Origin of the sequence: Agrobacterium sp. lyk4-40-TYG-31 (assembly GCF_030209855.1) — a bacterium.
GTDB lineage: Bacteria > Pseudomonadota > Alphaproteobacteria > Rhizobiales > Rhizobiaceae > Agrobacterium > Agrobacterium vaccinii.
This window is the reverse complement of sequence record NZ_JARVRE010000004.1, coordinates 921,213-936,773: the sequence shown is the minus strand read 5'-3', so window position 1 is coordinate 936,773 and position 15,561 is coordinate 921,213. Positions and strand designations below refer to the sequence as shown.

Here is a 15,561-nt window from a genome sequence, read left to right as displayed (position 1 = left end):
CTGGGGTGAAGACTGATTTTGCCCGGGCATCAGGACATTTTCCTGTCGCACCTTCCCGTCTCTTGCGGTAAAGAACCGGAAACTCCCGTACCGGCTCGAACCCCGTGAGACCTATGACACTTCCAAATCATATCCAGATCACCCCGGAACTCATTGCATCCCATGGGCTCAAGCCCGATGAATACCAGCGCATCCTCGACCTCATCGGACGCGAACCGAGCTTTACCGAGCTTGGCATCTTCTCCGCCATGTGGAACGAGCACTGCTCCTACAAGTCTTCCAAGAAGTGGCTGAAGACGCTGCCGACCACAGGCCCACGCGTCATTCAGGGCCCCGGCGAAAACGCAGGCGTCGTGGATATCGATGATGGCGATGTCGTCGTCTTCAAGATGGAAAGCCACAACCACCCCTCCTACATCGAGCCCTATCAGGGTGCAGCGACCGGCGTCGGCGGCATTCTGCGCGATGTCTTCACCATGGGCGCGCGCCCCATCGCCGCCATGAACGCCCTGCGCTTCGGCGCACCCGATCACCCGAAGACCCGCCACCTCGTGGCTGGCGTCGTCGCCGGTGTCGGCGGTTACGGCAACTCCTTCGGCGTTCCGACGGTCGGCGGCGAAGTCGAGTTCGACGCCCGCTATAACGGCAACATTCTCGTCAACGCCTTCGCAGCGGGCCTCGCAAAATCCGACGCCATCTTCCTCTCGGAAGCCAAGGGCGTTGGCCTGCCGGTCGTTTATCTCGGCGCAAAGACGGGCCGTGATGGCGTCGGCGGCGCGACCATGGCATCTGCCGAGTTCGACGAATCCATCGAGGAGAAGCGTCCCACCGTTCAGGTTGGCGACCCCTTCACCGAAAAGTGCCTGCTGGAAGCCTGCCTTGAACTGATGAAGACAGGCGCCGTCATCGCCATTCAGGATATGGGTGCCGCTGGCCTCACCTGCTCCGCCGTCGAAATGGGTGCCAAGGGTGACCTCGGGATCGAGCTGAACCTTGATCAGGTTCCGGTTCGCGAAGAGCGTATGACCGCTTACGAAATGATGCTGTCGGAAAGCCAGGAGCGCATGCTCATGGTGCTCGAGCCTTCCAAGGAAGAGGTCGCAAAGGCGATTTTCGTCAAGTGGGGTCTGGATTTCGCCATCGTCGGCAAGACGACAGACGACCTGCGCTTCCGCGTTCTGCACAATGGCGAAGAAGTCGCCAACCTGCCGATCAAGGAACTCGGCGACGAAGCCCCGGAATATGACCGCCCATGGACGCCCGCCAAGGTACCTGCACCGCTGGCGCAAAATGACGTGCCGGACGCCGATGTTGCCGATGCGCTGCTGAAGCTCGTCGGTTCCGCCAACAACTCGTCTCGCCGCTGGGTTTACGAGCAGTACGACACGCTCATCCAGGGCAACTCGCTTCAGCTGCCGGGCGGTGACGCCGGTGTGGTCCGCGTCGAAGGCCACGCCACCAAGGCACTCGCCTTCTCGTCCGACGTGACCCCTCGCTATGTCGAAGCAGATGCTTTCGAAGGCGGCAAGCAGGCCGTGGCCGAATGCTGGCGCAACATCACGGCTACAGGCGCGTTGCCGCTGGCCGCAACCGATAACCTGAACTTTGGCAACCCCGAAAAGCCTGAGATCATGAGCCAGCTCGTCCATGCCATCAAAGGCATTGGCGAAGCATGCCTCGCGCTCGAATTCCCGATCGTGTCCGGCAACGTCTCGCTTTACAACGAGACCAACGGTCAGGCGATTCTACCGACGCCAACCATAGGCGGCGTCGGTCTGTTGGCCGATTGGGCCAAGATGGCGCGCATCCGCTTCGCTGCCAGCGATGAGGTCATTCTTTTGGCAGGCGCACCCGACGGTTTGGGCACCCACATCGCGCAGTCCGTCTACATGCGCGACGTCCATGGCCGCACCGATGGCCCTGCTCCGCATGTGGATCTAGCGCATGAAAAGAAGACCGGTGATTTCGTTCGCTCAGTCATCACCGATGGATTGACGACTGCCGTCCACGATTGCTCGTCCGGCGGCCTCGCTCTTGCGGTTGCCGAAATGGCCATCGCATCGGATATCGGTGCCACAGTGGATGCGGTCGAAGGCCACAACCCCGTCGCGACATTCTACGGCGAAGATCAGGGCCGTTACGTGCTGACTATTCGCCATGCGGACCTCGAAACGGTGAAATCACGTGCCGCTGCGGCTGGCGTTTCCGTCACTGTAATAGGCAAGACCGGTGGCTCTGCCGTAAAGCTGGGTACCGCGCGCGCAGTCGAGATTAATGAATTGCGCAACGCCTATGAATCATGGTTCCCTCACTTCATGGATGGCGAGTTTCTCGCCGCTGCAGAATAAGAATTGAGGAGTGAACACCATGCCCATGAAGCCTGGCGACATTGAGGACATGATCAAAGCCGGAATTCCCGGCGCAAAGGTAACCATCCGTGATCTGGCCGGTGACGGCGATCACTACGCGGCAGAAGTCGTGGCCGAAGCCTTCAAGGGCAAAAGCCGCGTGCAGCAGCACCAGATGGTCTATGACGCCTTGAAGGGCAATATGGGCGGCGTCCTGCATGCTCTCGCCTTGCAGACATCAGCACCGGAATAATCAACGTCCGAGTTAAAGATCAAAGGCCTGCGCGAACCCCTCGCGCAGGCCTTATACATTGTCCAGTTAACCTCCGTCATACCGGCCTTGAGCCAGTATGACGGAGTGAGTGGCAACCTAAATTGCTCTACCGAAACATGTCCGGTGGCGTGTCGGAACGCAAATCCGCGAACGACGCCGCGGGCAGCGGACCTGCCGTCATCAGCGTGAAATCAAACCCGGACTTACGGTCGGAACCCAGCACATATTGCCGGTGCATGCGCAGAAAATTGCGCCGGTTCTTGCCATAGCGTTCCTCGGACATCGAATGCTTGAAGCGGATCGGCACGATTTTCGGCTGTCGGGCATCGGGATGGCCCGTCAGCTTTGCCGTATGGCACTTATAGAGATGGATCGGGTCGGTCAGACACTGAATGTCGAACCAGTTCACATCTCCATGTTGCGCGACAATGCCGATGCTTTTGCGCAGCCGTGCAGCACTTTTCAGCAAGGCGCATTGCAGTGCCGCGCCACCCAGCGTGACGAAGGAAACAGCGCGTCCATCGAAGGCGTCCGGCTTCTGCTGCAGCACCCTGCCCGCAACCGCCAGCGCCAGACTGGCGCCCATGCTGTGGGATACGAACAGAACCTCCTGCGAGGGCTGCTGGAGGGCAAGGAGGACCTTTGCCGCCACCGTATCGATCCAATCCCGTGCCATCGGCTCATCCCGCCCTACGGCCAGCGCAAAGCGCCAGTCGGCGAACAGATGCAGGGTATGAAAGCGCTCCGAAAACGGCATAACGCCCTTTACGAAAAACAGATAGCCGAGAGGAACGCCGATCAGGCACCAAAGGGGCGAGAAACCCGCCAGCCAGGGCAATGCCGCAATCAGCACTGCGGCAGCAATCCCTGCTGCAATCAGCAGGAACGGAAACAGGAAAAACAGTCCGAAACGCCAGGCATGGCGAAAATAGGCCAGAGCACCGCCTTCAGCGATAATCCCCGCCCCCGCCTTGAAACCCAGTGCAATCTGTTTCCAGATCGATGCGGCGCGAAGCTGCGAAATCAGCGCGTTATGGTCGTGGATGTAAAGCGCGGTCTGCGTGGTATCACCACCATGCACCGCCGCAATATCGACCCGCTGCCCCGCCTCCGTCGCCACCACGTCGCCAACGGCGAAATCCACGCCGAAGGTCTTTGCGGATTGCGCGGCACTGCGCTGATAACGGCGATGATGCGCAGCCGCATCCAGTGGATCGAAGCCCGGAAAATAAAAGACGAGTCGCGACGAAACCTTCGCCATCAGAAGCAATCCTTGAACGGCAACCACGAAAGGATCGCTTGATACATTGAGCGCCGCAGCTATATTCTAAATGGTGACATTTTATAGGCAGCCAGCAGCATAAGAGGCCCCATTGTCAAAAATAGTTGACCAACTCATCAGTGGCGTCGTCAAAGGTGCGATGTCCGAAATTCTCAAGAAGACCGGCGTGAGACAAACACGGCGTACCAAGCGTCGGGCGAAAGCCAGCACGTCAGTTGCAGGCGGTATTCTGGGAGGCATTCTCGAAGCAGCTCTCGGCAAGACAACAACCCGCGCCACCAAAGCCCGCCCTGCCAAAAAACAGGTCAGCAAACGCCGCACCGCTGCGGCCAGAAGCCGCCAGCGCTGAGGCGCTGGCACCACCGGAAACCGGCTGCGTGGCACTTTAACAAACGCCGAAAACATATTGGTAAAAAAGAAAAAACCCGCCGAAGCGGGTTTCTTTGGTGCGGTCGAGAAGACTCGAACTTCCACGGGTTGCCCCACAGCGACCTCAACGCTGCGCGTCTACCAATTCCGCCACGACCGCATCGTGGTAGATCCGACTTGCGCCGACGAAGGTGCATGTACCAAAAGCACTTTGGGTGCACAAGAGCGTCATGACAGATTTTTGAAATTAAAAATCAGGCCCGTCGTTCCTATATGAAAGAAGCCCGCAAATGCCGGGCTTGCGGCCTGGAAATCATTCTGCGAGAAGGCTGTGGAAAGGACATTTTCATGCTGACACGCACCGACATCCAGACAAACATGTTCCCGCAGGAAGGTTCCGCCGCCGTTCGCTGGCGAATCTCCGAGGGGTTGGTGCCCTATGAAGAGGCCGTCGCCGAGATGGAGCGGCAGGTTGCAGCCATTGCAGCAGGCGAAGCGGATGAACTTGTCTGGCTTCTGGAGCACCCGCCCCTCTACACGGCTGGTACCAGCGCCGATGCCAGCGACCTGATCGAACCCAATCGCTTCCCCGTCTTCGCCACCGGTCGCGGTGGGGAATACACCTATCACGGCCCCGGACAGCGGGTGGTCTACGTCATGCTGGACCTCAAACGCCGGAAGCAGGATGTGCGCGCCTATGTCGCCGCACTGGAAGACGTCATCATCCGCACGTTGGACAAGATGAATGTACGGGGCGAGCGGCGCGAAGACCGCGTCGGCGTGTGGGTGCGTCGTCCTGAAAAACCGCTTCTGCTCGATGGCGGCATGAGCGAGGACAAGATTGCGGCATTGGGCATTCGCCTGCGCAAATGGGTGAGCTTCCATGGCCTTTCCATCAATGTGGAGCCCGACCTTACGCATTTTTCCGGCATCGTGCCCTGCGGCATCACGCAATATGGCGTCACCAGCCTTGTCGATCTGGGATTGCCGGTTATGATGGAAGATGTTGATATTCTGCTGCGCGAAGCTTTCGAGGAAGTTTTCGGCCCGGCAGAAAACGAAGTGGCCTGAAGGCTGGCACCCAGCCAGAAGGCAACCTTCCGTATCAACGGACGTTTCTTCAGGGCTCAAAACCCGGATCGCGATCCGGTCGTTTGCCCAATCCGATAAACCAGAAAATAGGTGACATCTCAATGTTCACAACTTCCGCCTATGCTTGCGACGATGGCTCCTCGCCGCTAAAACTCGCCACCATCAAGCGTCGCGATCCTGGCCCTCGTGATGTCGAAATCGAAATCGAATTCTGCGGCGTCTGCCACTCCGATATTCACACGGCGCGCGGCGAATGGGCCGGTTCGCTCTACCCTTGCGTTCCCGGCCATGAAATCATCGGTCGCGTTGGCCGCATCGGTGCCGAAGTCACCAAGTTCAAGGCAGGGGACCGCGTCGGCGTTGGCTGTATCGTCGATAGCTGCCGCGATTGCCCAAGCTGCGCCGAAGGCCTTGAGAATTATTGCGAAAAGGGCATGACCGGCACCTACAACGCGCCTGACAAGGCCATGGGTGGCGATGCACATACACTGGGCGGTTATTCCGCACATGTCGTCGTTGATGACCGCTACGTCCTCAGCATTCCCGAAAACCTCGATCCAGCAGCCGCAGCACCCCTGCTCTGCGCTGGCATCACCACCTACTCACCGCTGCGTCACTGGAATGCCGGTCCCGGCACCCGCGTCGGCGTCGTCGGTCTCGGTGGCCTTGGCCACATGGCAGTCAAGATCGCCAGCGCCATGGGTGCGACGGTCGTCATGATCACCACCTCCCCCGGCAAGGCAGAAGACGCCAAGCGTTTAGGCGCGCATGAAGTCATCGTGTCGAAAGACGACGAGCAGATGAAGAAGGCCGCCTCCAGCCTCGATCTCATCATCGACGCCGTGGCAGCAGACCACAACATCGATTCCTACCTCGCTCTTTTGAAGCGTGATGGTGCACTGGTACAGGTCGGCGCCCCGGAAAAGCCACTGTCGGTTCACGCCTTCAGCCTCATCCCGGGCCGCAAGACCTTCGCAGGCTCCATGATCGGCGGTATTCCAGAAACCCAGGAAATGCTGGATTTCTGCGCCGAAAAAGGCATCACTGCCGACATCGAGATGATCACTATCGATCAGATCAACGAAGCTTACGAGCGCATGATCAAGAGCGACGTCCGCTACCGCTTCGTCATCGACATGAAGAGCCTGCCAAAACAGGCCGCCTGATTTTGCGGGACGTGTGACGTGTAGTTAAGATTCGCACGTCAGAAAATGAAAAAAGCCGCGTCAGGTACTGCACCGGGCGCGGCTTTTGATTTTGACTATGGCAGAATATTGTTTCGAGTTGCGCGCGTATTAAATTTGTCGCCCTTTGACGGCGCAATAAGACAACACAACTCAGGCCATGACAAACCCTCTGACGTCATCCTTGGGCTTGTCCCAAGGATCTAACCACGCTTCTGCGGATGCGACGTGGCAGATCCTCGGGACAGGCCCGAGGATGACGAAGAAACATACCGCCCCTGCGCCAAGCCCCCCTCCCAAACAGCAAAAACCCGAAAGCTGTCTCCAACCACCGGGTCTACACAAATCAAATCGGACTTAGTCACGTCTCAGCGGCGCGGGCCGCGGGCCACGCGTTCGATTTCTTCTCGCACAAGACGCTCTACCAGCGTTGGGAGATTATCTTCCAGCCAGTCCTGCAACATCGGGCGCAACATGTCCTGCGCCATCTGCTCGACCGATGGGCGCTCCACGCCGTCGAAGAGTTCGGCAAGCTCGCCGAAGGACTGCGCGATTTGTGCGCCGGCCGCAGCGGAAATGAGGTTCAGCGACAGACCCGTCTCTTCCGGCTTCTGCTCTGGTTCCAGCTTCTGCTCTGGTTCTGCAACGAAAGGCTGCGGTACAACGAGTTCGGGCATGACAGGCGCTGGCTGTTCCGGCTCCACGGGGCCACGAAGCTCCATCGTTTCCCACACGGTCAGAGGCCGCTGCGGTGCATGAGCTGCTGCGGGTTGCACCAGGCTCGGTGCTGGCTGGGCCTGGGGCGCTGGTTGCGTGCGGGGTGTCGGTGCTGCGTTCAGCAGCGGGCGGATATCCGTTGGGCGCGGCGGTGGTACCGGGCGTTCCTGCTGAAACACAGGCTGCGGGAACGGCGTTGGCTCGTTCATGTGTGTCGGCTCTGCTCGCGGCGCTGGCTCAGCCACGCGCTGTTGGGTCGCGAAACCCTGCGGCCCCAAAGATGCATTGCGATCTGCTGCTGCGCGAACGCGCGCTGCAACATCGGCCAGAGACATCGTCTTTTCTGCGGCATTGGACGCGGCCATATCAACGGCTTCAGACATGCCAGTCTCATGCTGCTGGCGTGCGCCATAACCCTGGTTTGCGGCAGGCGGCACATGGGCGGGCGGGCTTGCCAGCTCAGCGGAATAGGACATCTCCGCCTCTTCTTCCTCATCGTAAACCGGAGGCAGAGGGGCAGAAAACGCATCGCCAGATGCGGGCTCGTTGCTTTCGATAATGCGGCGAATGGATGCCAGAATTTCTTCCATCGATGGTTCGCGCGCGACGCTGGGCTGAGCCATTCTTTATCCCCGATTTACACATTCAAGTCGGATCGGAGGCAAACACGCACACTCCGAATCACCCTCAGTGTAGGCCACCGTGGACGAGAAATGAATCCACACCTTTGCAGTAAGCTGCTTGTTGCACAGCTTTATTTCGCGCGTGCTTGAGCAACCAATAAAAATGCCGGACCTGTTGGGGCCCGGCATCAAAGCATGCGAAGAGGCTAAACCTCGATTAGAAAACGAATTCGCGCGCCTTGGCAAAACCGGGCACCGGCTTGACCGAAGCATTGAAGAACGCCGTCGAAGACGTGCCCTTGCCATCGCGTCGGTACACGACGGCCTTGGCCGAATTGCCGTAACCGACAACTGCAATCAAACGTCCGCCATCGCGCAACTGGTCGAGAAGTGAAGCAGGCACCTCCTCCACGGAGCCGTTGACGAAGATGACATCGTAAGGCGCTTCAGCGGCGTGGCCCTGAGAGAGTTCGCCGGTGACAACAGCGACATTGTCATAGCCCAGCGCGGCAAGCTTGGCGCTAGCACTGGCGCTCAGCTCTTCGTCGCTTTCCAACGAAACGACCGAACCGGCCAGCTCACCCAGAACGGCTGAGACGTAGCCCATCCCGGCGCCGATCTCCAGCACCACATCATCCTTGGTGATAGCGGCAAGCTGCAAAAGCTTTGCCAGCGGAGAAGCCTTCATCACATAGCGCGCGCCGCGCCCGTCCTTGGCCGGACAGATTTGCAAATCCTCATCCGCATAGGCGATCTGCTTCACACCGGCGGGAACGAACTCCTCGCGCGGCACGGCCAGAAACGCCTTCAATACAGAATGCGAGGTCACATCTGTCGTGCGCAACTGGCTGTCCACCATCTTGCCGCGTGCGGTTTCGAAATCCATCATGTCGTTTTCGCCTCAATATCAGCTTCATTGCAGCCACACATGACGGCTGCCGTTGCCTACCGTCTTAATTGGCCACGCCTTAGCTTTCAAGCACAAGCACGCACGCTCAACGTTAAAAATAGGACAATGTGAGCAGGGTCGGCCAACATCCAAAATTCTATTGGAGTTTCAGAAGATTATGGAGTGGATTTGAAATTTGGAGGCCTCGCCCGGAATTGAACCGGGGTACGAGGATTTGCAGTCCTCTGCGTCACCACTCCGCCACGAGGCCTCACAAGCTTGATTGCTCAAGCTATGGCGGGGATTTAGAACGAATCCATTTTTCGTGCAATAGGGTAGGTTTGAAAAAGGGCAAGAAGTTATGTGGAAAAGCCGCAGCTTCGCTCGTGGGAAGATGCGGCTTTTATTTGGGAGATTAGATGCGGCCCAGCAACACCAAAATCAGCACGATCACGAGAACGAGCCCGAGGCCACCCGAAAGGCCATATCCATAATTGTGGAAACCCCAATTGGGCAGCGCGCCGATGAGGAAGAGAATAAGCAGGATGACGAGGATTGTGCCGAGCATGCTGGCCTCCTAATGTTGTTGAGCGTTTCCAGTCTCTTATGAATGATTAGGCGGATAAAAAGTTCCCGTATAAGGGGAGCTTTTGCGCCGTGGCGAAAATAAAATCGCGGTTAGTTCCGCTGCGTTCATCGACGTGTGGAGATTGCTATTGGCTTAACGCGACCTTCCACCTGTTCACCTCCGGTTAAGCGCAGTTGCAGCACTCTTCAACCCAATGGAACTGCATGCGTCAGCGCACGTTAGAGTCCGTCATTGGAGAGGAAGCACCATGAAACTTTTGAGCGCAGCTATCTGCCTTTTATCGGTCGGAATTCTTAGCGGGTGCGTGGACGATCGTGGATACCGGAGCGGTTATTATTCGTCCGGCGTCACCTATCGCACATACGACCGTGACCGTTCCTACCGTGACTACGATCGCCGTGACTGGCGGCGGGATAACGGTCGCTACAGCCGTGACGACCGCGGATGGCGCAATGGTCCCCGTTACCGCCCACCCGTGGCTAGCGGCCAACAGGAATACGGCGTAATCATTCGATAACGTCAACCTTCAAGTACAGGTAATGCGAGGCACGCTGAGCAGACTGGCGTGCCTTTTTTTGCGCAATCGAAATGTCGAATGCCCACATTGGGCGCTGACTTCACAACTCGCTCGGTGTTTGCGCGTCGCGGATGCGTCGCCTATGGAACTGCGCTCGCTTTCGCCAGTTTATTTCATCAGACCCCCAATCATTTCGGAGAGCGTTATGAAACTGACCACCGCATTCGTGAGTGCCGGACTGGCGCTTGGCCTCGTGGGTTGCACCACGCCCGTTTCTTCCTACAACGTCGAGCCTATTCCCGGCAGCATCACCTATAAGGGTCAGCCGAGAACGAAGCTGACGAAGTCTCCGATCGGCAGCACCTTTACCCATAATTTCCGCCGCTTCGATGATCGGGTGATCGAGACCTATCAGATCCAGCCGGATCGCTCGTTGCGGATCATCGATCGTCGCATCGTGCGTGACTGGTCCCTGTTCGGGCGTGATGACTGAGCCGATTACCCATTGAATAGCGCCGCATAAGCTTCTAAACGCTGGTTCCAGATTTGAAACGAGCGAGAACGATCATGCAGACGCCTTGGAAAAAGCCGGTTCTTGTTGCGCTGGAAGAGCCCGGCGTCTACGTCAGCATCGAATCGACGCAGGCCGCATCTTGGGCGCTGATCGAAGACTGGCCGGAAGAAGACGGCGAGAAACTCGACCGCGCGCTTTTGGTGTTTGCAGCGGTGGATGCGGGCAAAAAGAAACCCGAAGATGCGCGTCAGGCCTTTATCGAGGCCGCACTGGAAGCGGGCCTTGACGTAAAGTCATAATGACGCAGCAGCACTTCCTCTCTTAATATATGCGCCTCGTGCCGCTAAGACCTGAGGAACATCAAAACACCGAGTGACGCAGATCCATGAAGAAATTCGTTTTCATTCTCATTCTGGCCTGCCTTATCATCAGCATCGTCGGGCACTGGATTTTCGCGCTCGTCGTGATGTGAGCCGCCTGCACAGACGCCCGGCCACGAAATCTTCATAATTCACGCCTGTGTCACGGAACTTCGTTAAGTTATGCACGTTCTTCTTCCACAGATAATGGAGGGTAAAGCGATGCGTGACGGTCTCAACAGTCTTCTTGAAGTATCACTGCTCGGCTTTGTGGTCATTACATGCCTTATGATGGTTAACCCCATTTTTTAATGGCTAGCGATACTTTCACACTTTGATACGCTACTCGGTTAGCGATAACAAAATGCGGCCTTAGCGCCGCATTTTGTTTGTCTGAATTTCTTTTAAACAGCATTCGCGTCCACGATTTTTTCATGAGATGCCTTATTGCATTCGGCGCTCATCGCGCTAACGTCTGCACAGACCCCACTGCGAGTGACCCCCATGTCTGCACCCTCCTCCGCCTCGAATGTCGTTTCAGCTGCCATGCTCGCCATTGGTGATGAGCTGCTATCAGGGCGCACAAAGGACAAGAATATCGGGCATCTGGCGGATGTGATGACGATGTCGGGCATCGACCTCAAGGAAGTGCGCATCGTGGCAGATGAAGAGCCTGCCATTGTCGAGGCGCTGAATGCGCTGCGCAGCCGGTACGATTACGTTTTCACCTCCGGCGGCATCGGCCCCACCCATGACGATATTACCGCCGATGCGGTTTCAGCCGCATTCGGCCTGCCCTGCGAGCACGATGCGGATGCCATGCGCCTGCTGGGTGAGATGTATCGCACCCGCGAAATGGAATTTACCGATGCGCGCAAGCGCATGGCGCGCATGCCACGCGGTGCCAGACATATCGTCAACCCTGTGTCTGTTGCGCCCGGTTTTATCGTCGAAAATGTCTACGTCATGGCAGGCGTGCCGCAGGTGTTTCAGGCCATGCTGGACAACGTCATCCCCACGCTGCGCACAGGCTCGAAAATCCTGTCGCAAGCCGTGCGCTCTCCCTTCGGCGAAGGCGACATAGGCACGTTGCTCAGCGGCGTCCAGAAATCCCATCCAGAAACCAGCATCGGCTCCTATCCGAAATATGATGGCCAGCGATTCTCGACCGAGATCGTCGTGCGCGCCCGTGATGCCGATGCGCTTCATGCCGCAGCACAGGATGTGTCCGCGATGATCGATGCCATCGCCCGCGAAAAGGCCGCGCATTCCGCTTGAGCCGAAGGTGCAAGCACCACTGACCACGATGAGGAGACTGATCATGGGTTACAAGACGATACTGGCAGTGATGGACACTGCGGAAAACGCTGGCAAGCTCGGAGATTTCGCCGCGGCTTTGGCCAACACCTTCTCGGCCCACGTCGTTGGCCTTCACATGGAAACCTTCGCGACCGTTCCACTCGTGGCGCCGATGGAGATGCCAGACCCTGCTACCGTTCAGGCCGTGCAGGAGGTCGCCCATCAGGAAACCACCGACGTCGCCTCCATTTTCGCCCGCACGATGGCAGCGGAAAATATCTCCAACGAGTGGCGCAGCTTCGTCTCTTCGGTCGGCTACTCCTCCAACACCGCGATGCAGAGCGCCCGTTGCGCCGATCTCGTCATTGCTCGCCAGTCTACGTCCTCATCGATCTCCGACAGCCGCGCCGACCTCGATAATTTCCTCTATGAAAGCGGACGTCCCATCCTGCTGGTGCCGCATGTGCTCGACCAGCCAAAGCCGATCAAGCGCGTGCTCATCGCCTGGAACGGCTCACGCGAAGCCACCCGCGCAACCTTCGATGCCCTGCCCTTCCTCATCGCCGCAGAAACCGTGGAGATATTTTCGGTGGGCGCCGATGATGACGATAAGGGGTCTCCTACCCTTGCCGGTTCGGAGATTGCCTCGACACTCGCACGTCATAGCATCAACGTCACGGTGACATCGGAAGAAAAAAGCCACGGCCTGTCGGCTGAAAAAGCCATCGAAAAGCGTCTTTCCGACAACAGCATCGATCTGCTCGTCATGGGCGCTTACGGCCACTCTCGCTGGTGGGAAATGCTGTTCGGCGGCGTCACGCGCACGCTGTTGGACAAGATGACGGCGCTGACGCTGCTGTCGCGATAGGCTGACGATTACTGTCAAGGAATGGAGCCGCAGATTCTGCGGACTCCATCACCCGGGCTATCAAGCCTTCGCCAGAACTCCACCCGTCACCGGCTCCTTCACGCCCGTCGTACCGGGATAGGTGAGCGGCAAACCACGCAACGACCGCACGGCCAGATAGGCCCAGGCCTCGGCCTCCATCGCCCCACCATCAAAACCCGCGGCTTCCGCTGCGATCACGCCAGCGCCGCGTGTTTGCGCCTGATCCGTGAACTCCCGCATGATAACAGGGTTCAGCCTGCCGCCTCCGCACACAACATAGGTCTTTGCTGCTTCCGGCAAATAACTGGCAGATTTGAGAATGGCTGCACCCGTTAGATGGGCTAGCGTCCGCGCACCATCTTCCAGCGAGACCTCACCCTTGGCGGGCGGCAGGAAATCGGAACGGTCCAGCGAACGACGGATATTGGCGGAAAAGAACGGGCTCTCCATGTAACCCGCGACCAGCGCCGGAGCGACCGCACCCTTCGCCGCCGTCGCACCGCCCTTATCGTAAGCCGCGCCCGTATGCACTTCGATCCATTGGTCGATCAGCATGTTTCCGGGCCCGCTATCGAAGGCGGCCAGTGCGCCATCCGCGCCCACGAATGTCAGATTGGAAATGCCGCCGATATTAACGAACACGGCGGGCGTCTCAAACTGTTGCGGCAGGTTGGCGGCAAGCGCCGCGTGGTAGATGGGGATCAGCGGCGCACCCTGCCCGCCATGCACCATGTCATTGGCGCGCATGTCATAGACCACATCGATGCCGGTTTCTTCGGCCAGCAAGGGACCATCGCCAATCTGCACCGTCAACGCATCATCCGGGCGATGCAGCACCGTTTGACCATGAAAACCGATGACGTCGATATCCTGCGCACTCAATCTGTGGCGGTGCAGAAAGGATTTGACGGCGGCAGCATGGGCCAGCGTCAATTTGCGCTCGGCATCGGCAAGATCGCCGGGCCGCTCACCGCGTTGCTGTATCGCTTTGGCGGTAATTAGCGCCCGTTTCCACGTTTCGCGAAGCTGCTGATCATAGGGAAAATACTGGCTTGGCCCGTGGTCAACGACAGCTTCTCCATCCGTGCGCAGGAGGGCAATGTCGATGCCGTCCATGGACGTGCCGCTCATCAGCCCTATCGCTGTTCTGATCTCGCCCATATCAACGCTCCTGCCTGATGGAATCATCTCGTCACTCATTGCCAACATTCATGGCGCAAACGGGTGCACTTTTCAAAAAACAATGCTAAAGGCGCGGCATTCATTGGCTTTTCCAGTGAGCACGAAGACCCAACCAGAAAGAAAAAGGTTATGTCCAGGTTCAAGTCCGATTTCCTCCGCACGCTCGATGAGCGCGGCTTCATTCACCAGATCTCCGATGAGGCAGGTCTCGATGAACTTTTCGCCAAGGAAACCGTGACTGCCTATATAGGCTTTGACCCGACGGCACCCAGCCTTCACGCTGGCGGTCTGATCCAGATCATGATGCTGCACTGGATGCAGAAAACTGGCCACCAGCCGATCTCCCTGATGGGCGGCGGCACCGGTATGGTCGGCGATCCCTCGTTCAAGGATGAAGCCCGTCAGTTGATGACGGTCGATACCATCGAAAGCAACATCGCCTCGATCAAGCGCGTGTTCTCGAACTACCTCGATTACGACGCCTCGACCGCGCCTGCCCTGATGATCAACAATGGCGACTGGCTGCGCGATATCAACTACCTCGAATTCCTGCGCGATGTCGGCCGTCACTTCTCTGTCAACCGCATGCTGTCGTTTGAAAGCGTGAAGACGCGGCTGGAGCGCGAGCAGTCGCTGTCGTTCCTCGAATTCAACTACATGATCCTTCAGGCCTACGACTTCGTGGAGCTGAACAAGCGTACCGGCTGCCGTTTGCAGATGGGCGGTTCGGACCAGTGGGGCAACATCATCAACGGCATCGATCTCGGCCACCGCATGGGCACGCCACAGCTCTACGCGCTGACCTCGCCGCTTCTGACCACCTCTTCGGGTGCCAAGATGGGAAAGTCGATGAACGGTGCCGTGTGGCTGAACCCGGATATGCTGTCGGCCTATGATTTCTGGCAATACTGGCGCAACACCGAGGACGCCGACGTTTCTCGCTTCCTGAAGCTCTACACGACGCTGCCGATGGACGAGATCGCACGTCTTTCGGCTCTGGGTGGTTTGGAGATCAACGAGGTCAAGAAAATCCTCGCGACCGAAATCACCGCCATGCTGCATGGCCGCGACAATGCCGAACAGGCTGCCGAAACCGCCCGCAAGACCTTCGAAGAAGGCGCGCTGGCCGACAACCTGCCGTCTATCGAAGTGCCCAAGGGCGAACTAGAGGCAGGCCTCGGCCTTCTATCGCTCATCGTCCGCGCCGGTCTTGCGGCGTCCAATGGTGAAGCCCGCCGTCACGTTCAGGGTGGTGCTGTGAAGATCAACGACCATGCTATCTCGGATGAGCGTCAGGTTATCGGTGCTGGTGAAGTCACGGCAGATGGCGTGATCAAGCTTTCGCTAGGCAAGAAGAAGCACATTCTGGTGCGGCCTGTTTGACAATAAATCAGGGAGATAGCGCGAGCTTCTCCCTGTATTTCCAAGGCGAGA

At 58.1% G+C, this 15,561-nt stretch carries 16 protein-coding genes and 2 tRNA genes; 11 read left to right on the top strand and 7 right to left on the bottom strand.

The window, feature by feature from the left end:
* The first annotated feature begins 113 nt into the window (after window positions 1–113).
* Both purL and QRN55_RS09760 read left to right on the top strand, forming a co-directional pair.
* The gene (purL, locus tag QRN55_RS09765; protein WP_284776535.1) at window positions 114–2,348 is read left to right on the top strand and encodes a phosphoribosylformylglycinamidine synthase subunit PurL; all 2,235 of its coding nucleotides are present in this window, start codon (window positions 114–116) and stop codon (window positions 2,346–2,348) included.
* Between the two features lie 19 nt (window positions 2,349–2,367).
* Window positions 2,368–2,601 carry a BolA family protein gene (locus QRN55_RS09760; protein WP_062449602.1) on the top strand — a complete coding sequence of 78 codons (234 nt, stop codon included), beginning with the start codon at window positions 2,368–2,370 and terminating at the stop codon, window positions 2,599–2,601.
* Between the two features lie 127 nt (window positions 2,602–2,728).
* Here the strand turns inward: QRN55_RS09760 and QRN55_RS09755 are convergent, their stop codons facing one another.
* Complete coding sequence (locus tag QRN55_RS09755) at window positions 2,729–3,883, bottom strand: hypothetical protein (RefSeq protein ID WP_284776534.1); 1,155 nt, start codon at window positions 3,881–3,883, stop codon at window positions 2,729–2,731.
* Window positions 3,884–3,995: 112 nt separating this feature from the next.
* Between QRN55_RS09755 and QRN55_RS09750 the strand changes: the two genes are divergently transcribed.
* The gene (locus tag QRN55_RS09750) at window positions 3,996–4,253 is read left to right on the top strand and encodes a hypothetical protein (RefSeq protein ID WP_233134558.1); all 258 of its coding nucleotides are present in this window, start codon (window positions 3,996–3,998) and stop codon (window positions 4,251–4,253) included.
* A gap of 95 nt (window positions 4,254–4,348) precedes the next feature.
* Here QRN55_RS09750 and QRN55_RS09745 read toward each other — a convergent pair.
* A tRNA-Leu gene (locus QRN55_RS09745) sits at window positions 4,349–4,433 on the bottom strand.
* Between the two features lie 188 nt (window positions 4,434–4,621).
* On the opposite strand from QRN55_RS09745, the gene lipB reads away from it, so the two are divergent.
* Together lipB and QRN55_RS09735 are read left to right on the top strand one after the other, a co-directional pair.
* Window positions 4,622–5,344 carry a lipoyl(octanoyl) transferase LipB gene (gene lipB, locus QRN55_RS09740; RefSeq protein WP_284776533.1) on the top strand — a complete coding sequence of 241 codons (723 nt, stop codon included), beginning with the start codon at window positions 4,622–4,624 and terminating at the stop codon, window positions 5,342–5,344.
* Between the two features lie 122 nt (window positions 5,345–5,466).
* On the top strand, window positions 5,467–6,531 hold the full coding sequence (locus QRN55_RS09735; RefSeq protein WP_284776532.1) for an NAD(P)-dependent alcohol dehydrogenase: 1,065 nt from the start codon (window positions 5,467–5,469) through the stop codon (window positions 6,529–6,531).
* Between the two features lie 386 nt (window positions 6,532–6,917).
* On the opposite strand, the gene QRN55_RS09730 is transcribed toward QRN55_RS09735, so the two are convergent.
* The 4 genes from QRN55_RS09730 to QRN55_RS09715 form a co-directional block, all read right to left on the bottom strand.
* A complete protein-coding gene (locus QRN55_RS09730; RefSeq protein ID WP_284776531.1) occupies window positions 6,918–7,889 on the bottom strand; it encodes a PopZ family protein in 972 nt (323 codons plus the stop codon).
* Window positions 7,890–8,106: 217 nt separating this feature from the next.
* Window positions 8,107–8,778 (bottom strand): protein-L-isoaspartate O-methyltransferase family protein, encoded by a 672-nt coding sequence (locus QRN55_RS09725; RefSeq protein ID WP_233134561.1) that lies wholly within the window; start codon window positions 8,776–8,778, stop codon window positions 8,107–8,109.
* Between the two features lie 197 nt (window positions 8,779–8,975).
* Window positions 8,976–9,049 (bottom strand) — tRNA-Cys (locus QRN55_RS09720).
* 144 nt (window positions 9,050–9,193) lie between these two features.
* The gene (locus tag QRN55_RS09715) at window positions 9,194–9,346 is read right to left on the bottom strand and encodes a DUF3309 family protein (RefSeq protein ID WP_065701140.1); all 153 of its coding nucleotides are present in this window, start codon (window positions 9,344–9,346) and stop codon (window positions 9,194–9,196) included.
* A 268-nt stretch (window positions 9,347–9,614) separates the two neighbouring features.
* Here QRN55_RS09715 and QRN55_RS09710 point away from each other — a divergent pair, with 268 nt between their 5' ends.
* The 5 genes from QRN55_RS09710 (at window position 9,615) to QRN55_RS09690 (ending at window position 12,924) form a co-directional block, all read left to right on the top strand.
* Window positions 9,615–9,884: a hypothetical protein gene (locus QRN55_RS09710; RefSeq protein WP_111838144.1), complete on the top strand. Its 270-nt coding sequence runs from the start codon at window positions 9,615–9,617 to the stop codon at window positions 9,882–9,884.
* Window positions 9,885–10,089: 205 nt separating this feature from the next.
* A complete protein-coding gene (locus tag QRN55_RS09705; RefSeq protein ID WP_284776530.1) occupies window positions 10,090–10,377 on the top strand; it encodes a hypothetical protein in 288 nt (95 codons plus the stop codon).
* Window positions 10,378–10,451: 74 nt separating this feature from the next.
* Window positions 10,452–10,697: a DUF982 domain-containing protein gene (locus QRN55_RS09700; RefSeq protein ID WP_233134562.1), complete on the top strand. Its 246-nt coding sequence runs from the start codon at window positions 10,452–10,454 to the stop codon at window positions 10,695–10,697.
* 564 nt (window positions 10,698–11,261) lie between these two features.
* A complete protein-coding gene (locus QRN55_RS09695; RefSeq protein WP_111838141.1) occupies window positions 11,262–12,035 on the top strand; it encodes a competence/damage-inducible protein A in 774 nt (257 codons plus the stop codon).
* 43 nt (window positions 12,036–12,078) lie between these two features.
* Window positions 12,079–12,924, top strand: coding sequence for a putative universal stress family protein (locus tag QRN55_RS09690; protein WP_111838140.1), 846 nt, complete (start codon window positions 12,079–12,081; stop codon window positions 12,922–12,924).
* A gap of 60 nt (window positions 12,925–12,984) precedes the next feature.
* Here the strand turns inward: QRN55_RS09690 and QRN55_RS09685 are convergent, their stop codons facing one another.
* A complete protein-coding gene (locus QRN55_RS09685; RefSeq protein WP_111838139.1) occupies window positions 12,985–14,106 on the bottom strand; it encodes an anhydro-N-acetylmuramic acid kinase in 1,122 nt (373 codons plus the stop codon).
* A 150-nt stretch (window positions 14,107–14,256) separates the two neighbouring features.
* On the opposite strand from QRN55_RS09685, the gene tyrS reads away from it, so the two are divergent.
* The gene (gene tyrS / locus QRN55_RS09680; RefSeq protein WP_284776529.1) at window positions 14,257–15,510 is read left to right on the top strand and encodes a tyrosine--tRNA ligase; all 1,254 of its coding nucleotides are present in this window, start codon (window positions 14,257–14,259) and stop codon (window positions 15,508–15,510) included.
* The last annotated feature ends 51 nt before the right edge of the window (window positions 15,511–15,561 follow it).